The 19,693-nt window shown below is 57.1% G+C and carries 21 protein-coding genes and 1 tRNA gene; 16 read left to right on the forward strand and 6 right to left on the reverse strand.

The window, feature by feature from the left end; genetic code table 11:
- Positions 1-48: 48 nt before the first annotated feature.
- Together R5H23_RS12825 and dusB are read right to left on the reverse strand one after the other, a co-directional pair.
- A complete protein-coding gene (locus R5H23_RS12825; protein WP_046901105.1) occupies positions 49-777 on the reverse strand; it encodes a helix-turn-helix domain-containing protein in 729 nt (242 codons plus the stop codon).
- Between the two features lie 21 nt (positions 778-798).
- On the reverse strand, positions 799-1,890 hold the full coding sequence (dusB, locus tag R5H23_RS12830; RefSeq protein WP_317215651.1) for a tRNA dihydrouridine synthase DusB: 1,092 nt from the start codon (positions 1,888-1,890) through the stop codon (positions 799-801).
- A gap of 128 nt (positions 1,891-2,018) precedes the next feature.
- Between dusB and R5H23_RS12835 the strand changes: the two genes are divergently transcribed.
- On the forward strand, positions 2,019-2,828 hold the full coding sequence (locus tag R5H23_RS12835; protein WP_317215653.1) for an alpha/beta hydrolase: 810 nt from the start codon (positions 2,019-2,021) through the stop codon (positions 2,826-2,828).
- Positions 2,829-2,833: 5 nt separating this feature from the next.
- A complete protein-coding gene (locus R5H23_RS12840) occupies positions 2,834-3,679 on the forward strand; it encodes a sugar phosphate isomerase/epimerase family protein (protein WP_317215654.1) in 846 nt (281 codons plus the stop codon).
- 2 nt (positions 3,680-3,681) lie between these two features.
- Here R5H23_RS12840 and R5H23_RS12845 read toward each other — a convergent pair whose 3' ends face one another.
- Positions 3,682-3,897 carry a hypothetical protein gene (locus R5H23_RS12845; RefSeq protein ID WP_064275151.1) on the reverse strand — a complete coding sequence of 72 codons (216 nt, stop codon included), beginning with the start codon at positions 3,895-3,897 and terminating at the stop codon, positions 3,682-3,684.
- A 103-nt stretch (positions 3,898-4,000) separates the two neighbouring features.
- Here R5H23_RS12845 and R5H23_RS12850 point away from each other — a divergent pair, with 103 nt between their 5' ends.
- The 4 genes from R5H23_RS12850 to R5H23_RS12865 all read left to right on the forward strand — a co-directional run bounded on the left by R5H23_RS12850 (position 4,001) and on the right by R5H23_RS12865 (position 9,613).
- Positions 4,001-5,074 (forward strand): quinone-dependent dihydroorotate dehydrogenase, encoded by a 1,074-nt coding sequence (locus R5H23_RS12850; protein WP_317215656.1) that lies wholly within the window; start codon positions 4,001-4,003, stop codon positions 5,072-5,074.
- A gap of 185 nt (positions 5,075-5,259) precedes the next feature.
- Positions 5,260-7,638 (forward strand): DUF3772 domain-containing protein, encoded by a 2,379-nt coding sequence (locus R5H23_RS12855; RefSeq protein ID WP_317215657.1) that lies wholly within the window; start codon positions 5,260-5,262, stop codon positions 7,636-7,638.
- Between the two features lie 86 nt (positions 7,639-7,724).
- Positions 7,725-8,207, forward strand: a complete 483-nt coding sequence (locus R5H23_RS12860; RefSeq protein ID WP_317215658.1) for a hypothetical protein — start codon at positions 7,725-7,727, stop codon at positions 8,205-8,207.
- 17 nt (positions 8,208-8,224) lie between these two features.
- Positions 8,225-9,613, forward strand: a complete 1,389-nt coding sequence (locus tag R5H23_RS12865) for a glycosyltransferase family 2 protein (protein WP_317215659.1) — start codon at positions 8,225-8,227, stop codon at positions 9,611-9,613.
- Between the two features lie 9 nt (positions 9,614-9,622).
- Here R5H23_RS12865 and R5H23_RS12870 read toward each other — a convergent pair whose 3' ends face one another.
- From R5H23_RS12870 to R5H23_RS12880, 3 genes are read right to left on the reverse strand one after another with little or no spacing between them, the layout of a single operon-like run.
- Positions 9,623-10,639 carry a zinc-binding alcohol dehydrogenase family protein gene (locus R5H23_RS12870; protein WP_086632838.1) on the reverse strand — a complete coding sequence of 339 codons (1,017 nt, stop codon included), beginning with the start codon at positions 10,637-10,639 and terminating at the stop codon, positions 9,623-9,625.
- 18 nt (positions 10,640-10,657) lie between these two features.
- Positions 10,658-11,842: a 5-demethoxyubiquinol-8 5-hydroxylase UbiM gene (gene ubiM / locus R5H23_RS12875; RefSeq protein WP_317215661.1), complete on the reverse strand. Its 1,185-nt coding sequence runs from the start codon at positions 11,840-11,842 to the stop codon at positions 10,658-10,660.
- A gap of 5 nt (positions 11,843-11,847) precedes the next feature.
- Positions 11,848-12,450 (reverse strand): nitroreductase, encoded by a 603-nt coding sequence (locus R5H23_RS12880; protein ID WP_317215663.1) that lies wholly within the window; start codon positions 12,448-12,450, stop codon positions 11,848-11,850.
- A 175-nt stretch (positions 12,451-12,625) separates the two neighbouring features.
- On the opposite strand from R5H23_RS12880, the gene hisB reads away from it, so the two are divergent.
- The 10 genes from hisB (at position 12,626) to R5H23_RS12935 (ending at position 19,540) form a co-directional block, all read left to right on the forward strand.
- Positions 12,626-13,222 carry an imidazoleglycerol-phosphate dehydratase HisB gene (gene hisB / locus R5H23_RS12885; RefSeq protein WP_046901095.1) on the forward strand — a complete coding sequence of 199 codons (597 nt, stop codon included), beginning with the start codon at positions 12,626-12,628 and terminating at the stop codon, positions 13,220-13,222.
- The gene (locus tag R5H23_RS12890) at positions 13,219-13,611 is read left to right on the forward strand and encodes a hypothetical protein (protein ID WP_317215665.1); all 393 of its coding nucleotides are present in this window, start codon (positions 13,219-13,221) and stop codon (positions 13,609-13,611) included. Before hisB ends, R5H23_RS12890 begins: the two co-directional genes overlap by 4 nt.
- Positions 13,596-14,234, forward strand: coding sequence for an imidazole glycerol phosphate synthase subunit HisH (gene hisH, locus R5H23_RS12895; RefSeq protein WP_317215667.1), 639 nt, complete (start codon positions 13,596-13,598; stop codon positions 14,232-14,234). Before R5H23_RS12890 ends, hisH begins: the two co-directional genes overlap by 16 nt.
- On the forward strand, positions 14,231-15,577 hold the full coding sequence (gene hisA, locus R5H23_RS12900; RefSeq protein WP_211496723.1) for a 1-(5-phosphoribosyl)-5-[(5-phosphoribosylamino)methylideneamino]imidazole-4-carboxamide isomerase: 1,347 nt from the start codon (positions 14,231-14,233) through the stop codon (positions 15,575-15,577). Before hisH ends, hisA begins: the two co-directional genes overlap by 4 nt.
- On the forward strand, positions 15,571-16,332 hold the full coding sequence (gene hisF, locus R5H23_RS12905; RefSeq protein WP_211498556.1) for an imidazole glycerol phosphate synthase subunit HisF: 762 nt from the start codon (positions 15,571-15,573) through the stop codon (positions 16,330-16,332). The genes hisA and hisF overlap by 7 nt, the downstream gene beginning before the upstream one ends.
- A gap of 4 nt (positions 16,333-16,336) precedes the next feature.
- Positions 16,337-16,711, forward strand: coding sequence for a phosphoribosyl-ATP diphosphatase (locus tag R5H23_RS12910; RefSeq protein WP_211496724.1), 375 nt, complete (start codon positions 16,337-16,339; stop codon positions 16,709-16,711).
- A gap of 11 nt (positions 16,712-16,722) precedes the next feature.
- Positions 16,723-17,088 carry a histidine triad nucleotide-binding protein gene (locus R5H23_RS12915; RefSeq protein WP_211510688.1) on the forward strand — a complete coding sequence of 122 codons (366 nt, stop codon included), beginning with the start codon at positions 16,723-16,725 and terminating at the stop codon, positions 17,086-17,088.
- A 50-nt stretch (positions 17,089-17,138) separates the two neighbouring features.
- Positions 17,139-17,214 (forward strand) — tRNA-Glu (locus R5H23_RS12920).
- A 146-nt stretch (positions 17,215-17,360) separates the two neighbouring features.
- The gene (locus R5H23_RS12925; protein WP_317215669.1) at positions 17,361-18,470 is read left to right on the forward strand and encodes a site-specific integrase; all 1,110 of its coding nucleotides are present in this window, start codon (positions 17,361-17,363) and stop codon (positions 18,468-18,470) included.
- 551 nt (positions 18,471-19,021) lie between these two features.
- Positions 19,022-19,540, forward strand: a complete 519-nt coding sequence (locus R5H23_RS12935; RefSeq protein WP_317215672.1) for a helix-turn-helix transcriptional regulator — start codon at positions 19,022-19,024, stop codon at positions 19,538-19,540.
- Positions 19,541-19,693: the final 153 nt, after the last annotated feature.

A 19,693-nucleotide genomic window follows, 5' to 3' on the forward strand; every position in this document is an offset into this window, starting at 1 on the left:
CGTTGGCGCTTGTCAGTCGTCTCAGCACACGCCCCGGAGAAAAAGAACTCACTCGTCACTTCCCTTTGGAACCGTAATATCCAGTTCCCTGATTTTCTTGCGCAACGTGTTGCGGTTCAGGCCAAGCATGGCGGCCGCGCGAAGCTGGTTCCCGCCTGTTCTCCGCAGGACCATGGTGATAAGCGGTCGCTCGACTTCGCCCACCACACTGGCATGCAGATCGCCCGCGTCGTTTTCCAGCCCGGTCTCGAAATACTCAGTTAACGGCCGCTCAAGCGCTCGCGCCAGCCCCCGTGGACGCTCGTTTCCTGTCCCCGGCAGGCGGCACACCGCACTGATGCGCTCAGGTCCGAGGCGCTGCGACGGCTCGAATGCGGCCAACCAGCGATGCAGACCGCTTTGAAAATTACCCTGCCGCAGCAGAAGGGTCAGGTCGTGCCTGCTGGCGGCAATCACACGCAGATCTGTCTCGGGACGTTCAATCTCCGAGACAAACCGGACCTGTAACGCCGGGCACAGGCAGTCAATCTCATCGACAAGCAGAGTCCCGCCCTGCGCCTGCTCGAACCAGCCGCTTTCGCGCCCTCCGAACAGAGCATCTTCGCGCAGCGCACAGGGGGTAGCTGTCAGGGCAGCGACCACAAAAGGCTGCTGCGCCCGCGCACTATGCGTATGCAGTCGACGCGCAACGTCCTGACGATCAAGCCGGGATGCCCCATACAGAAACATCGGACGGCATGCTTCATCCGCCAGCAAGGGCTCAGCCTGCATCACCATCCCTGACTAAACCTTTGCCGGTCAGGCTGCTTCACTGCATCCATCACGCGGCATGCTGCCTGCTGGTCCGTTCTCACGGTCCCGGACAACGCCTGCTTCGATGTTCCGGTCATAGAACTCTTCCAGCATGGAGATTGCTTCCGGCGCGTTATCCACACGATTAATGGCGGAACGGAATGTTGCAGAGCCGGGCAGACCGCCGGAGTACCAGGACACATGCTTGCGCGCCAGACGCAGACCGGGGCGCTCCCCGAAATGATCCAGCATCATCCTGTAGTGACGCAGGGTAATGGACTTTTCCGTTGCCAGATCCGGGTCCGGAACGTCCTGCCCGGTTTTCAGGGACTGAGCCACCTGCGCCGTGAACCATGGACGACCATAGCACCCTCGGCCGATCATCACGCCATCCGCGCCAGACTGATGAAGTGCCTCGCGGGCATTACGGATCGTATTGATATCGCCATTCACGATCACCGGCAGACCCACGGCGTCTTTTACGGTCCTTACGAAACGCCAGTCTGCGGTTCCGTTATAGAACATCTGACGGGTGCGACCATGAACCGTCACGAGCCGGATTCCGCTCTCTTCCGCAATTTTCGCAAGCCGTGGTGCGTTGAGGGAGCCGTGATCCCAGCCCATCCGCATCTTGAGCGTCACGGGAACATTGACGGCCCGTGCCGTAGCCTCAAGAATCTTTCCAGCCTGCACTTCGTCCCGCATCAGAGCGGAACCCGCCATCTGGCCAATCGCGACCTTCTTCACAGGGCAACCGAAATTGATGTCGATGAGGTTTGCACCGCCATCGACAGCAATCTTCGCAGCCTGCGCCATCGCATCCGGATCACACCCGGCGAGCTGAACCGCATTCGGGCCATTCCCGGCCGAACGCGCCATGCGCATGGTGTTCTCATTTTCCCGGATCATCGCCCAGGATGCGATCATTTCGGACACGACCAGCCCCGCGCCAAGATCGCGCGCAAGCTGACGGAACGGCAGGTCCGTCACTCCTGAAAGCGGAGCAAGGATCACCGGGTCTTTAATCACCACGCCCTGGCCAAGATCAATTGGCGCGAGAACGCGGTTCGGGGGAACGGAAGAGGAGGAAGCTGTCATGACACTGTTAATTTACCGATGCACTCTCTCAAGCGCAAACGCTCCTTTGCCACGAAACCGTTAACGCCCCTGAAACGCTATCGCCCTGCATCCCTTCCATACTCTGCACAGCGACGCAGGAGGTTTTCATGCCCCACATCACCGCGAGCGACGGAACACGCATTCATTACGAAGAACAGGGGCATGGACGCCCCCTCGTCCTGATCCATGGATGGACGTTTTCGGGGCGATTTTTCCATCGCAACGTCGAAGCCCTGTCCGAGCATGCACGTGTCATCACCATAGATCTGCGCGGACACGGACGCTCGGACAAACCCAAACACGGTTACCGCATCGCAAGACTAGCCGCAGACCTGCGAGACCTGATTGGTGCATTGAACCTCAAGGATGCGACCGTTCTGGGCTGGTCCATCGGGTGCCCCGTGATCTGGTCCTATCTGGAACTGTTCGGACAGGATCGGCTCAGAAGCGCCATTTTCGTTCAACAGACACCGAAACAGTATTACTCTCCGGAATGGAAGCTGGGTCACGCAACCTGCTACGATCAGGCCGGTCTGGCTTATCTTCAGCAGCAGGTTTTTCTGGATGCTGAAAACTTTGACCGTGGCAATCTGGCAGACTGCCTGAGCCAGGACATTCCAGAAGACGAGAAAGCTTTCCTGCTTCGGGAAATGGCCGCCAGCCCGGACTATGCCCGCGCCGCCATGATGGCCGATCACACCACACAGGACTGGCGGGACGTTCTGCCCCATCTCAACCTGCGATCCCTTATGATGGTCGCGGAGAAGGACAAAATCCTGCCGGCAGGGGGGCCAGCCTGGGTGGCCGATCATATGCCGAACTGTGAAGCCGTTTTCTTCAAGGATAGCGCGCATATGGTCTTCATCGACGAAACCGAAAAATTCAATCGGACTGTTATCGAATTCCTGAAAGGCTGATTCTGATGTCCCTGCCCTTTCTGTTCGGCATGAACGAATTTACTACCCAGCCTTGGTCCTTCGAAGAAGACGTCGCACGCTACAAAGCAACAGGCGTCCAGGCCATCGAGATTTGCGAAGCGAAGCTGGACCCTGCACGCATTCATGAACAGATGACCCTTGCTGCAAACAGCGGCATGACCATCAGCGCCATTCAGCCTTCGGTCCGTACCTTCTTCGACAGCAGGATGGCCCCCGAACCAGCCGACCCGGCCCAGCGTGCAACTCGCCTCAGGAAAAGCATTGAGACTCTTGCGCACTATGCGCCCGGCGCCGTTTTCGTCACCAACACAGGTGCTCCACCCAATGGGAACATGCATCGTGTCATGGATGAGACTGCACGTTATCTGCGAGACTTGTGCCCGCTGGCGGCTGATCTGGGCGTTTCCCTGTCGCTGGAACCGCTAAATCCCACATCCGTCAATGTTGAGAGCGCAATCTGGACGATCGAGCAGGCCCTGGAGATCATTGATGGTGTTGGCCACCCAGCGATGGGCCTCTGTCTGGATTACTGGAACATCTGGCAGCAAGACGACGTCTGTGGCGCCATTCGGAAAGCTGGCAAGAAAATCAATGTTCTTCAGGTGAGCGACTGGCGGACGCCATATTCTGCCACGGATCGGCTGATTCCCGGCGATGGCATTATCCCCCTGCACGACATGCTTCACGCTACCTGGGAGGCGGGCTTTCGAGGAGCCTGCACCGTCGAAATTTTCTCGTCAGAGGTTCCGGACAGTCTCTATGACGGAGATCTCGAGGCTCTTATCAGTCAGTCACGCAAGGGATTGGAGAATGCCTGGAACAAGGCCTGATATCAGCCAGTCGGACCAATTTCCAGTCGATGCCGGGTCATACCGGCATCCGTGATCACAAAACGACCGTCTTCGCGCAGGCGAACGAACCCCATGCGCTCCAGGCGCTCAAGGCAGGGCTGATCACGCAGACCTGTCGGCCGCCCTGCATCGCCGCAAAGCAGAAGTCGGTGCAGGGTCGAGCGGCAACATGTTTCTAGATAGGGTTCTTCCCACATTGTTTCGCGTCTATCGCGTCCCCATGCTTCCGCCAACCCCTCTCCCATCACGTTCTGCCCCACCACGTGCACGCGGCTCAGGATTGCGGTAAGGGAAAGACTCATGATTGATCTTGGAAAACTGGCCACGCCCCTCCTGCATCGCTTCGATCCGGAGACGGCGCACGAGCTTGCCATAAACTCCATGGCCCTTGGGCTGGGAGGGTCTGCTCCGAAAGACGTACCGGCACTTGCCACCCGCGCTTTCGGACTCCGCTTTCCGAACCCAATTGGTCTGGCTGCGGGTTTCGACAAAAATGCGCGCGCCGTTCGCCCCTTGGCCAAACTCGGATTCGGCCATGTGGAAGCGGGCACCGTCACACCACGACCGCAGCCCGGAAATCCTCAACCGCGCCTGTTCCGCCTGCCGGAAGACGGCGCAATCATCAATCGCATGGGATTCAACGGCTGCGGAATTGACAGGTTCTGCCGCAATCTCGCACGTTTGCATCGCCCAATGCCTAATGGCCGCACACGCGGTGCGACAGTGCCTCTGGGCGCGAACATCGGCATTAACAAGATCGGCGCAGAGCCTCTGCGGGATTATCCGGAACTCGTCTCCCGTGTCAGTCCCTATGTGGACTACGTGACGATGAACCTGTCCTCACCCAACACGCCCGGCCTGCGGGATCTTCAGTCCGCCCAGATGCTGACGGACCTGCTGAGCGCCATCAACACGCGCAACCCGGATCGTCTGCCTCTGCTGGTCAAGCTGGCCCCGGACATGGACGACAGCTCCTACGAGCCCATTCTTGAGGCTGCCATTGCGGGCGGGGCACAAGGACTAATCCTGACCAACACGACAATCGCCCGACCAGCAAGTTTAACGAGCCCCTTGGCAGCCGAAACTGGTGGGTTGTCTGGTAGACCTCTGGCGTCCCGATCGCGCGAAGTTCTCAAGGTTGTCTCAAACCTGAACAAGGGCCGCATCGCGCTCATTTCCTGCGGTGGTATCGAAACAGGAGAAGACGTGCTGGACCGTATTCGCATGGGGGCAGACATGGTCCAGATCTACACGTCTTTCGTGCTCCAGGGGCCCGCTCTTCTCAGCCGCCTTAAGACGGAACTTCTGGATGCCATGCGTCGGGATGGATTCGAAACCATTGCAGACGCACACGGGGCCGCTCTTTCCGTCTGAAGCCTGCGTCTCGTTTCAAAATTAGAGCCATCAATACCAGCGCCTTCGCCCAGTCCGGCAGAGGCGCTTTCTTTTGCTCGCCAGCCGGAAAAGACACCGATCGTCGCCTTTGCAAGGCTTTCCTGAACCTTGTGGCTCTTCAGATCGTTAAAACCCAACATCAAAACCAGGAGTGAAAGCCCCACATGCAAGAGCCCCACCTCACAGGGCCGGAAACCCGCCGGCGAACCCGCTTTACGTGCAGAAGCGCTTTCCTTGCCCTGACGCTCTTGTGTGGCGTACCGATCACAGGCCATGCCGCCCCCGCTGCGGCCCCGCAGGCAGCAGCACCAACAACAACCCAGAAAGCCGTTGTGGACAAGAACGGCGGTCTGGGCTGGACGGCCGTATCGGATACGATCAACCGCCAGCTTGAAGACAGTTCAGCAACGCTGAAACAGATCCTCAATGTTCTTAACCGGACAGACGCCAATCTTGGCAGTACCGAGTTGGACAATCTTTCTGCGCGTGCTCAGCGTGTTCAGCAGAATACGCAGGACGCACTGACGCAGATCCAGAACTACGACGACATCACGGACTCCTATCTTCAAATTCTTGGGCCAAAGGCCGCAGAGAACGAAGACCCGTCTGTCACGGAACAGCGTGCGCGACTGCAGCAGAACTCCCAGGGCGTGAAGTCTGCCCTGATGCGGTCCAAGCTTTACAATCTTCAGGCCAAGCAGCTCAATTCCGCCATCGCCACGCGCCGGACCCGTCTGCAAAATGCTGCTCTGTCTGAACGGACAGTCTCTCCGCTGGCGCCCAAATTCTGGCATGCCCTCCTGACAGAACGCCCGGAAAACAAGTCGTCGCTCCATGAAGACGGCGTACTGTCAGCATGGATGATGCTCCTGATCGGAACGGCGGGAACATTGTTCCTGATCGGGATTGCGTCTCCTGTTATTCTGCGCCTGTTAAAGCGTGCGGGGGCGAAATTCCGCTCATCTGCAGAAACCGGCGTGAAGGATGCACTCGCAAGCAGCATCATCGCCATCACGCTTAATGGTATTCTGTGTGCCCTTCTGGGAGGAATTACCTGGCTGATCTGGAGCGCTGCCGTACTCGACGCAGATGGCGGCCCCATCGCCGCCGTTCTGGGCGAGAGCCTTCCCATCTGTGGCTTTATCATCGGAGCCGGACTTCCGGTTTTTGGACGAAAAGGTGTTCTGGAGGGCAACCCTAACGAACGCCGTGCCCTCCGTGGTGTGGACTGGATGCTGGCACTCAGCATTCTTATCCTGAACCTTCTTCGCTCTTTCCGCGCTCAGGATGTCTTCGGCCCCACGCTTCAGACCGTCCTGGAAATGGCGTTCTCTCTGGCGATTGGCATCTGTGCAATCGACACCTTCCGCCGGTTGGGCAAGCAGGACGATACACGCCAGTTCGCACCCACCGCGCTGGGACTGTCTTCCCTGATTTTCGGCATCTCGCTCATCGCCGTGCTGCTGGGATATGTCTCCTTTGCATTCTCCCTGAACGGCTGGCTCCTGTCATTGGGAACGGGTCTGGCCGTCGTTGTTCTTCTGGGTCTGTGCTGGCGTAGCCTTCTGGATCATCTTTTTGATCCAGAAGGCCGCTTTAGTGCACGTCTACACCCGCTCGGCCTGTCTTCGCGTCGCCTCACGCAGATCGGTGTTCTGCTTTCCGGCATCGGGAACATTCTGCTGCTGCTGCTGCTCTTCTCGATCGCCCAGACCGACGGAAGCTTCAGCATGGGCGATATCGGCAGCCGCCTGCGCCTGCTGTTCGTCGGCAATACCATCCATGGCGTAAAGATCTCGCTTGATACTGTCGTTCTCTGCGTCGTGCTGGTAAGCGTCGCTTACTACATCATTCGCCAGACAAAACACTGGATACGAGATCGTTTCCTGCCCACCACGCAGCTTGATATCGGTGCACGGACATCCATCCTGAGCATTTTCACATACTGCTCGTGGATTTTGGTTGGCCTTGGCATTCTGTCCATTGCTGGACTGTCTGTTCAGAACCTCACCTGGGTTGTGAGTGCGCTGTCGGTAGGTATCGGTTTCGGCCTTCAGTCCATTGTACAGAACTTCGTCTCCGGCATGATCCTAATGGCAGAACGACCAGTCCGGGTCGGGGATATGGTGGAAATTGCGGGCGCCAAAGGTGACGTCAAGCGCATCAGCATCCGGGCTACGGATATTGGCCTTGGCGACGGTTCAACGCTGATTGTTCCGAACTCGCAGTTCATCACGTCCAGCGTCAAGAACTGTACCCTGTCCGGCTCAACAAGCGCTCTGACACTGAACTTCAAGGTGCCAACCACGACCGATCTGGAAAAAGCCAAATCCCTGCTCATTGAGGTGGCGGCCCAGCGCTCTGAAATTCTGTCCAATCCCGCTCCTGTGGTGCGGATCAGTGCGCTCGCAAGCTTTAGCCTCACCATGAGCCTGACCGTTCGGATCCTGTCTGCCCGAGATGCATCCGCCATACAGGATGCAATCCTTTTCGATGTTTTCCGCCGCTTCAATGCGGAAAATGTCACGCTCACAACTGCCTGATATTTCCGAACGCCCCGTGGAAAACCTCGCTTTTCCACGGGGCGTCTTTTAAGGTGATGAGTGTCTGAACCGCAGGGACACAGACCATGCCCCCATCACATATTTCCGAACAGAACAGCTCTGGGCAGCTTTTCCATCTGCCCATTCGGGCACGTATGCTCGCCGTCAACGAAGCTGCTACTTATCTGGGATTGTCACTGCGCCGTTTGAGACTGCTTTCCATGCTCGGAACAGGCCCAGAGCGCGGTCATATGCCGAATGGGAAGCCCGCGTATCGGCGGGAAGACCTCGAGAACTATCTTGTTCACCTCTACGGCAAAGCTGATATTTCCAGCACTGAGATGGCTCGCCGCAGAGCAGAATACGCCAATCAGCGTAATTCCAGCCTTGAGCGCTTGCAGACAGATCCAAACGCTACTCTTCCCCCACCGGACCCCTTCATGATGATGGCCACGAATGGAGAAGTATGCCAGCATATGGTGTTCTTCATCCTGAAGGTCATGGCCATTTTTGGCTTTATCCTTCTGTGTATTTCACCCACACCGCTCTTACGTACCCACTTCAACTGAGTCGAAATTAGCCCCGTATGAAAGTTGCCGTTGTTGCCATCGTCCGCGATGAGGTCTCTGATATCCTCTGGTGGCTCGGCTGGTATGTCAGTCTTGGCGTAGATACCATCATCGTCTTTGATGACGGCTCAAAAGACGGTACCGATCGCATTGTTGCAGATGCGGCCTGTGTGCACGATATCCGCCTTTATCGCATCGAGAGTGCCGGCGGTTCTCATACGGAGAGACAGCGAAAAATCCATGCAGAAGCTCTTGAACATCTTAGAGACGAATTCGACTGGGTCGGCTTTCTGGGTGTTGGCGAATACGCGTTGCTCCCAACCCACAACACTCTCCATCAATTCCTAGATGAGATGGGTGGCGATGTTGGCGCAATCGGAGTCAATTGGCGCGATTACGGTTACTCAGGCCATATTACGAAGCCCGACGTGGCCACCTTCCACACTGGCGCGCACCATAAATCTGAAAGCAGCATAAACGGTCCCGCTAAGTCTTTTGTCCGCCCCAGATGCTGGAGCGGAGAATGGTCTAATGTGGATTATTTTGATGTTGCACCATATCGTTACGTCAATGCCGTAACTCAGGATACAGTGTCCTCAGATACGTCAGACATTACGAAAGATCGTTCACAGAGCGACAATAACGTTCGACCTGATCCACATGGCATCGTGGAAGCCAATCGCGGTGACATATACGGTCCGAGCACCCGAGATAAAACTAACGCGATGCAAGATTGGGTACGCAGCGTCATACGACAAAGATACGCGCGTGTTCTTGATGCTCTACCCAGTTCAGACCAACTGACACCTCTTCCGCCGTCGGTACCGACACTGCATGTATTTTCAGTCTGGTCCCATGAAGGAAATTGTATCTGCGTCAGAGACACGAAACTGGAAATAGCGGACAAATCGCCGATAGACCGTCCGCTTCTTGCAATCAGGATCGGCGAAGCTACTTCCAGAGTTTTTCTCACTACTATCGGAACAGATGGCAACCCGGCATCAATCAACCCTGATGGTAATCCACACCTGCTCGATTTTTTATCTTACGATACGGTTTCCACAGCCGAGCACCGGTCTGTGGCGTTACGCCAGACGGGCAACAATTTTTTCCTGAGCGTAACTTCTGAGAGTCTAGACGGGAGCGTTCCGTCAGACAGTCAGACTTTCAAAGACGCCGAGATCTTTCAGTTGCGGCCGTTTGAAAATACCGCTGTATCAGACGACATTTTGAACGGACCGACGCTGAGCTTCGCACGCGCCGCATTGTCTCAGCCTGTCTCTCTCGCAACCATCAGCGCTCTGGCCAAGAAAGATTTGCGCCTGACCGTTTCCGTCCTCCCCCTCCTGATGGACTTTCTAGAGGATGCAGAGCGCGAGATGCTGGAAGCCAAACTTACAGCGTGACAGCAAATTTTAGTCCGGGAAGCCTGACAGCACGACTTTCCCAATTCCTTTGCCACTCTCCAGAATTTCATGCGCAAGGCGTAGATTTTCCAGCGTAATAGGGCCCAGGGTCTGATGGAGAGTTGTGCGGAGCAATCCAGCGTCAACCAGCGATGCAATCTGCCCAAGAATACGCCCTTGCACAGCCATGTCCGGCGTATTGAAAGCTGGGCGCGCAAACATGTATTCCCAATGGACTGACAGTGATTTCCGCTTGAAAGGCATAATGTCAAATTCGCCCGGATCATCGATCATCGCCAGCGCACCCTGCGGGGCCAACGCGCGAACAATCGCATCCTTGTGCTGCCCGGTTGCCGTCAAACCGGCCACATATTGCACATGCGGAAGACCAATACGGGCGAGCTCCTGATCAAGCGGTCGACGGTGATCGATGACATGATGTGCACCCATGGATTTGCACCATTCCACGGTCTCAGGCCGGGATGCAGTTGCAATGACCTTCAGGCCGGTTAGGCGACGCGCGATCTGCGTGAGAATGGACCCGACGCCTCCCGCCCCGCCGACAATCAGAAGCGCATCCGGGCTTTCCATTTGCCCGGCCGTGAGACCCAGACGGTCAAATAGCAGCTCCCAGGCCGTTAAAGCAGTCAGAGGCAGAGCCGCAGCTTCAACATCCGTCAGGCTTTGCGGGGCACATGCAACAAGGCGCTCATCCACTGCCTGAAAGCGGGCATTACTGCCCTGCCTCAGATTACTGCCAGCGTAGAAGACACGATCACCCGCACGAAACCCGCGAACCTGACCACCCGTTGCCACAACCCGGCCTACGGCATCGTAACCCAGAACGCGCGCCTCTCCTTCTGGAGGAGCGACAGATCGGAGCTTTGTATCAACCGGGTTCACGGAAACAGCCGAAACCTCGACAACAACATCCCGCGGGCCCGGCTCAGGGGTCGGGATATTCAATTCCACGAGCGCATCTGTTTCTTCGATGCGGGTCGCACGGGTGTGTCCGAAGGCTTTCATACGGGCTCCGCAGGGTACTCAGGAATTACGATCCATCAGCATGCTTGTCACAGCTGACTTGAAGGGAAGAAGACGGTTGGCAACGGCCAGGCCCAACTTTCTGGCAGCCAGAAATGGCGTCTCGTCACGCGTATAAACTGTCGCGATCGCATTGGTTGCAGCAAACAGGGGCGCCGTCGCCATACGATGCATCCGGGCGAACTTTGAAAGCACGATGGGTGCCCCCGCATCTCCAGGTCCATCAGCGATGGCACGCGCGAGCGTTTCCTGGCCTTTAAGACCCAGATTGAAGCCATGCGCCGTAATAGGATGCATCCCCACGGCAGCATCCCCGATCAAGGCAAAACGCGGCGCATGAAAGCGATGAGCATAGACCGCTTTCAAGGGATAGGAGCACCGCGGGCTCTCCAGCTCCATGGGCCCCATACGTCCCTGCGTCCGCTCCGTGATCTCGGCGTTGAATGCGTCGGCGTCGAGCGTCTTCAGGCGCGCAATTTCATCGTTTTCCAAGGTTAGAACGAGCGAGGACGAAGCCCCTTCACGCCCGTCAGGAGCTATTGGCAAAAGGGCAATTGTCTGTCCCTCGTCAAACCACTGAAGCGCGGTATGAGCGTGGCTTTCTGGATGATGCATCCGACAGACCAGAATGCTCCGGCCAAAATCATGAACGATTGCACCAATGCCCGCATTGTCGCGCAATCGCGAGAAGCGTCCATCTGCTCCGACCAGAAGATCGGCAGTCAGTTCCGTACCATCTGTCAGTGTTACAGAAGCGGACTGCGCGTTATGTCGTGCCGTCTCAATCCCTTCCCCGGCGCGGATTTCGAGGCCCGGTGTCCGCTCTGCCACACGATACAGCGCCCGGCGGATCAGATGATTGGCAACAAGATATCCAAGTGCATCAGGGCCATCGGCTGGCGCATCAAACAAAAGCGGCGGGCTGCCAGCCGTGCCAGTTTCAATGCGGGCCGTGTGCATGGGGCAGATGGACGTTGCTGGAATCTCAGCCCAGGCTCCTGCATCTTTCAGCCAGTTCGCGGCGTGATGCGTCAGAGCAATTTCTCGCCCGTCAAAAGGCGGATCAGCCAGAACAGATACTGGCGAGCGCTCAATGACACAGACCCTGCGGCCATCCCGGGCAAGAGAAATGCCACAAGCCAGACCAACCGGGCCGCCACCCGCAACAATCACATCATACCGCATTCTGTTCAGCCTGCGTCTGCATCGAATGTAATGGGCTCGCCTTTCCAGACTGCCATATAATTTTCGATGTCCGGGCGCTTACGCCCCTCGACCGGCTTTTCCGGCGTTCCGACGAACAGAAAGCCCGCAAGACGATGCGGATCTTTTAATCCCAGCGATTCGAGAAGCGCACGGTCTTCGCAGAAAGGTCCCGTAACCCAAACCCCGCCAAAGCCTTCGGCATGCAACGCGTTAAGAACATTCATCGCACCGGCAGCCACGGACATTTCCTGCTCGATGACCGGGATCTTGCCATCAGGAACAATATGCATCCCCAGCGCAATAACCATGGGCATGTTGGAGAAACGATCCCGTCGCTTTTCCTTCTTGGCAGATGGAGCATCAGGCTCCTGCCGTTCCATGGCTTCCAGCACCACCTGGGCAAAGGCCTCCCGATGCTTTCCTTTGATGACCGTGTAGCGCCACGGTCGCATCCGGCCATGATCCGGCGCTCGTAAACCTGCAGACAGGATATTGCGAAGCTGCTCGCCCTTGGGGGTCGGCTCAACGAGGTTATCGGTCGAGGCGCGGGAGAGAAGGAAGTCGAGGGAGGAGTGATGATGTGCCATGGTTCAGATATGGCGCGATCAGCCTCATCCGCCAAGGGGGCGACAGAGTCTCGCCCAAACTCTTGAAGACAGGTGACAGTCTTCCCATTCTGCGGCACTCTAGGACCCTTCTTTTTCATCCTTTATCTCAGGGACAGCGTGGAAATAACCCTCCCGCTGGTGTAGCAGAACCACCATGACCGAACCCCGTCACGCCCGTCTGCACCGCGCGACAAGCGAAACCGATATCACCCTTGCCCTGTCTCTTGATGGGCAGGGACGCTCAACCGTGGACAGTGGCATCGGCTTTTTCGACCATATGCTGACGGCACTCGCCAAACATGGCGGCTTCGATCTGGAATTGCTCGCCAAGGGTGATCTGCACATTGACGGGCACCATACGGTCGAAGATGTTGGCATCGTGTTTGGGCAGGCTTTCCGTCAGGCGATCGGGGACAAGCGCGGCATCGAGCGCTTCGGTCATGCACTGGTGCCGCTGGACGAAGCCCTGTGCGAAGCCGTGGTGGATATTTCCGGCCGCCCCTATCTGGCATGGAACGTGGTTTTCCCACGCGAGAAAATCGGCACGATGGATACCGAGCTTTTTGAAGAATTCTTCCGTGCTTTTGCGATGTCTGCGCACATCGCGCTGCACCTGACCTGCAAGGCAGGAACAAACGCTCACCATATTGCAGAAAGCGGCTTCAAGGCCGTGGCCCGGGCCCTACGCGTTGCCGTCTCGATGGACCCCCGTGCGGCGGGCGCCATTCCCTCCACCAAAGGCGTCCTGTGAAGCTTTTCACGCCCTGTACGGACCCCGCCTCATCGCGGCCGCTGGGTTTGCCTGTCATGGTGCAGAACGGTTTTTCCTGGCGTGTCATGTTTTTTGGATGGCTGGGCCTTCTCACTTATGGCGCCTGGATCTCCGGACTTCTTGCCGCGGCCGTGTCCATCTTGCTGCATGTCTTTATTGCTTCACGCTGGGACATTGCGATTATCGTAGGCATGCATGCGGTCCTTGCCACGTTCACAGCAGAAATCCGTCTGTGGGAAATGCGCCTCAATGGCCGCCAGATGGGCCTGCCAATCCCTGCTCCAAGCAAGGACATTGCGCTGATCCGCTGGGCGGACCGGCACACATCACCTGTTAGCCCCCCGGAGTTCCCATGCGCGTCGTCGTAATTGACTATAATGGTGGCAATCTTGCATCGGCCGCTCAGGCCGCCAAAAAGGCTGCGGCATTGCGTGGACTTGACGCAGACGTCACCATTACGCGCGATGCGGAAGCCATCCTGAATGCCGATCGCCTGATCCTGCCGGGTCAGGGCGCATTTGCCGATTGTGCCGCAGGCCTCGGGCCGGATCTTCGCAATACTCTTGAGACTGCAACGGCTAAAGGCACGCCTTTCCTTGGCATCTGTGTGGGCATGCAGCTCATGAGTGAATATGGCCTGGAGCATGGCCGTACCGAGGGCCTGGGCTGGATTTCAGGCAATATCCGTCGCATGGATGAAGCCGCCAGCGCAGGTCTGCGCCTGCCCCACATGGGCTGGAACACGCTTGATTTCAAACCGGGCGCACATTTGCTGACGCAAGGCCTGGAGCCCGAAATGCACGGCTATTTTGTTCATTCCTATGCCTTGCATGACGGGCATGAAGACGAACTGGTGGCGACCGCACAGTACGGAAATTCGGTCCCCGCCATTGTTGCGCGCGGTAACCGGTGCGGAACACAGTTTCACGTCGAAAAAAGCCAGACTGTTGGCCTGACCATCATGGGCAACTTTCTGAGGTGGACGTCATGACCGTTGTTTGCGAACGGGTCGTTTCATCCCTCTCGCCCGATGACATGGAAGCGCTCTGCGAGGCTGTAACGGCGGGCATTCTGGATGGCGGCGGTTTCGGCTGGCTCCAGCCGCCCGGAAATCAGGCTCTGGAGCGTTATTTTGAAGGCCTGCTTCTGGTGCAGGAACGCAGCCTGTATGTGCTGCGCGAAGACGGCATCATTTGCGGTGCGGGACAGCTTGTGCGTCCGCCTTCAAGCTATGAAGCCCATGCCGCCACAGTCAATCTGACAGGCTTCTTTGTTGCACCCTACGCCCGAGGGCGAGGACTGGGGCGCGCTTTGATTCAGGCTATGATCCAGGGCGCAAAAGCCATGGGTAGCAAAGTTATCAACTGCGACGTGCGTGAAACGCATGCTGCTGCCATCGGGCTGTTCCGGTCGCTCGGTTTTGAGCACTGGGGCACCCATCCCTATTATGCACGGATCGGAGGCCAGACGGTGCGCGGACTTTTCTTCTCCAAACTACTCGCCGGTGAACATGAAGCGGCCCGCTGGCAGTCCAGCATTGCTGCACCGGATGCCGGCGGCGCGCCTGTTTCCTCCGAGACCACCAAAAGCCATCAGGGTCTGATGCTCTACCCCGCCATCGACCTGAAAGACGGCGCCTGCGTCCGGCTTCGCCGTGGCGAAATGGAAGATGCCACTCACTATTCCGACGACCCTGCGGCACAGGCCAAGCTGTTTGAAGAAGCAGGCTGCCGCCATCTGCACGTCGTTGACCTCAATGGTGCTTTCGCTGGCAAATCGACGAATGTGCCAGCTATTGAATCCATCGTGAAAGCTACTGGTCTGCCAGTCCAGCTTGGTGGCGGCATCCGCGACATGGCAGCCATTGAGCGCTGGCTGGAAGCAGGCGTCTCTCGCATCATCCTCGGTTCCGTGGCGGTAAAAGACCCGGAACTGGTCCGACAGGCCGCACGCGCCTTTCCGGGCCAGATTGTTGCTGGGATTGACGCCCGTCAGGGCCGCGTTGCAACAGAAGGCTGGGCAGAAGTTTCGGAACTTGAAGCCAACGATCTGGCACTCCGTATGGAAGATGCAGGTGTTGCTGCCATCATCTTCACGGAAATCACCCGCGACGGGATGCTGGCCGGGCTTGATCTCGAACAGACGGCAGACATGGCGCGCCGCCTCTCCATTCCCGTCATTGCGAGCGGTGGCGTCGGCACCCTCGACCATCTTCGGGACCTACGCACTATTGCCCGCGACGTACCGGGCATTTCCGGCGCCATCGTCGGCCGGGCGCTGTATGATGGGCGTATTTCCCTCAAGGACGCCCTGGACGTACTCGGTTCATGCTGAAACTCCGCGTCATTCCCTGCCTTGACGTCAAGGACGGCCGCGTCGTCAAAGGTGTGAATTTCGTCTCCCTGCGTGATGCAGGTGACCCGGTAGAGCAAGCCAAGCTTTACGATGCTGCCGGTGCTGATGAGCTGACATTTTTGGACATCACGGCCAGCGTCGAAAACCGCGATACCATTCTGGATGTCGTCCGCCGCACGGCTGAAGCCATCTGCCTCCCCCTGACTGTCGGCGGAGGTGTTCGCACCTGTGAGGATATGCGCCGCCTGCTTCTGGCAGGTGCTGATAAATGTGCCGTGAATTCAGCCGCGATCACGCGTCCGGAACTGATCCGCGAAGCCTCGCAACGCTTTGGCAGCCAGTGCGTGGTCGTGGCGATTGATGCACGGTCGAATGCTCGGGGTGGCTGGGAAGTCTATGCGAAGGGCGGCCGCGAACCCACTGGTCTGGATGCGGTGGAATGGGCCAAAAAGATGCAGGATCTGGGCGCAGGAGAAATCCTGCTCACCAGTATGGACCGTGATGGCACGAAGTCCGGTTTCGATCTGGATCTGCTCAGAGCGGTCTGTGGTACCGTGACCATCCCTGTGGTTGCATCCGGCGGCGTTGGCGAATTGCATCATTTTGTTGAAGGCGCGCAGGTTGGCGCAAGCGGCCTGTTAGCCGCCAGCGTCTTCCATTTCGGACAGTTCCGCGTTGGGGACGTCAAACAGGCACTGAATGAGGCCGGCCTTCCGGTCAGACTTGGAGAATAAGGCAATGGCAAAAGCAGCAAAGCCGGAAGAGCGCAAAACGACACCGGCCAGAGAGCACGTGCTGGAGCGCCTGTTCGAGACCGTTCAGTCCCGTCGCGGCACAGACCCGACGCTGAGCCATTCAGCGCGTCTGATGGCCCGTGGTCGCAACAAGATCGCCCAGAAATTCGGTGAAGAAGCTGTTGAGTGTCTGATCGAAGCCGTCAATGGCAATCGCAAGGAACTCGTCGGTGAAAGTGCCGACGTTCTGTACCACCTGATCGTCATGTGGGTGGACGCGGGCGTTTCCCCGGAAGACGTCTGGGCAGAGCTGAAGCGTCGCGAAGGCACGAGCGGGATTGCCGAAAAAGCATCGCGCCCCAAGGAAAAGCTTGGTTAAGGGACAAAGCCATGACGTACGACCACAGTAATATCTTTGCGCGCATCCTCCGTAAGGAGATCCCGTCCCGCACGGTTTACGAAGACGACTACGCGCTGGCCTTCCACGACATCGCACCACAAGCACCTATCCATGTGCTGGTCATCCCCAAAGGGCCATATGTCTCCATTGCGGATTTCAGTGCGACAGCGTCAGCCGATGACATTACTGGCTTCTGGAGAGCGGTCGCAAAAGTGGCTGAAGCAGAGGGTCTGACGAAAGACGGTTTTCGCCTTATCAGCAACTCCGGCGCCAATTCAGGCCAAGAAGTTCCTCACTTCCACGTCCACCTTTTTGGCGGCGCGGCACTAGGCCCTTTGCTTTCACAAAAACTGTAAAATAATACTTGCAAACCCAGAGGGCCTCTTCTATTAACGCCCTCGCTCTGGTCCCATTCGTCTAGAGGCCTAGGACACTGCCCTCTCACGGCGGCAACAGGGGTTCGAATCCCCTATGGGACACCAATATTTCCAATGACTTAGCAGTCATATAGCGAAATGATTGATCGTTTTTGGGCCCACCTCGGGCCCACTGCCAAAAAAGACGATAAGCGCGTGGTCCCAATGGGCCCATGATAAGGCTATGCTGGGCCCAAGCGAGGCTCATCACTATGAAAGACCGAATCACTTCTGCTAAAATCGATCCTGCGACTGGCCGCCCTCTTCCCGCAGGCGTGGAGTATCGCGGTAAGGGCCAGTATCGGGCCCGCAAGCGTATTGCAGGCGGCGAAAGAATTCATCAGACCTTCTCCTCAGCCAAACTGGCCCGACGCTGGCTGGATACCACCTCCGCCAAACTGGAGCTTGGGCAGTTTCAAGATACGCGTCCGCTGGAACGCCAGACCGTCCATGAACTGGTCGACCGCTATGTGCGTGAGGAAATGCAGACACGGGACAATGATCGCAAGGGTCACATCCCAGCCATTCTTCAGGACGAGATCGCACGGTTGGCACTGGCCGACCTGACCTCGACGGCAGTTCGCGGCTTCCGGGATCGCCTGGCCGAGAAATATAGCGGCGCTACAGTCGTCAAACGCCTTAACCTACTCGCCGCGATCTGCCAGCATGCCATCGCAGAATGGGACGTTCCCTTCGCGAAGAATCCGGCCGCAGCAACGGCGGTCAAACGCCCTACCGGAGCGGACAAAAAGAGAAACCGGCGCCTCATTGACGACGAATACGATCGCCTGATGGGCATCATGGCCCAATCGCCCTGGCCGGATGATGTTGCATTTATCCAGTTTGCTATCGAACAGGGAACACGACGGGAAGAGGCCCTAACGCTCCGTTGGTGCGACGTCGATTTCAAGCGTCATGCCCTGTCATTCGCCAGAACGAAAACGATGCATCGCGCCGTCGAGCGAGGCCCAGAGGTTCGTCCACTGACACCGGGCGCAGCTCGCTTACTTCGTACACTTCAGGCACAACGCGCATCCATTCGACCGGACGATCTCATTTTCGATGTCGGAAGCAAAAACGCCTTCTCCGTCCGGTTCGGACGAATGACAAAGAAAGGTGGCCTTCACGACCTCACGTTTCATGATCTCCGGCACGAAGCGACAAGCCGTCTCGCAAGGATTTACACAAACCCTCTCGAACTCCGCCGCGTGACGGGCCACAAGGATATCAAATCCCTTGACCGATATTATCAGCCCCGCACGGAAGATCTGGCCGCAAAAGCATTAGCTTATGAGGAAAGCACCAAGTCGAAGACGTCATAAGTCCATGTGTTGGTCAGAAAGCATTCCAGTATAGACTGGCCAGCGTGAGGGTTATCAGGACAGTGATGAGTAACCACACCTCCGTTTTGGTCTCCGGAAGATAACTCTCGCCGCTATTGCGCCGCCTTTTTCTCCGTCCCATCAACTCAGTCTCGTAGAGTTTTCGCTCGATAAAATCATCAAGGTCCTCGATACGAAAACATCGCCTCCGGCCGATTTTGATAGACCGTATCCCGAGAGTGTCGACCTGATTGCGAAGGGTTCCTTCAGCAAGGCCAATATAGTCTGCAGCGGCTGGGTAGCGGAGCAATCCACGGCCCCCAGGGGTCACACCAGACTGTTTCCAGCTATGCGTCTTCCTATTTTTTTCGCCGACCATTGTTACCTCCCTAACTCGCAAGGATGCGCCGCATCAGAAATGCCGAAAGCATGGCTGAGCCAATAAACGGTTGCTGCGCCTACTCAATAGTGATACATATTTGATCATCTTAACGTAATAATCCAGAAATAAATTTCTGGGTGAGACAAAAACTACCGTTTCCGGAGACACCATGCGCAAATCGCCCCAGAGTTTTTCGGATCTTCCGCTGTTCAGTCGCGACTGCCGTGCAGCCCGGAACCTGCGGGGCTGGAGCCAGGACGATCTCGCGAAACGGGCAAAAGTCGGACGTGCGACGATCATGCGATTTGAGTCCGAATCTAGCATACCGACACGTCGCGTCCTGGAGGATCTACGCATCGCTTTCAAAGAAGCGGGGATCATTTTTGAGACCACAGAGAACGGCAAACGTAGCCTGATTGACACCGCGTCGTGGCTTGTTCTACTGGGAGATAACGTAGATCTTACCACTGTAGGCGACGAAATATCCGTCATGGCGAGAGCCGATGGCACACTCGTATGCGTCAATCAGACCCGCAATTCTGTCATCTCAATGGCGGCAACTCCTAAACATGGACAACACGCCCCCTCCTACGCAAAAAATGGAGACAAGGGCATCGTCTTCGAAGTCCACTCTCGGCCTGACCCTGAGTACGGCCAGGTTACCGAGATTGCCTATGCACCACAGTGAAAACGAAAGGGTGGCATGATCTGCATCCGTCATAATAGTGACTAATTATAAATCATTATATGAATCTTACAGGTTTTAGACCACAGCGATGCTCATGAGCGTCTTAAGCATGTCTGAGACAAAATTTGCCCTGCCCTGCTCAGCCCCCCCCCC

The organism is Gluconobacter sp. GP1, from assembly GCF_032913585.1.
In the GTDB taxonomy this organism is placed as follows: domain Bacteria; phylum Pseudomonadota; class Alphaproteobacteria; order Acetobacterales; family Acetobacteraceae; genus Gluconobacter; species Gluconobacter cerinus.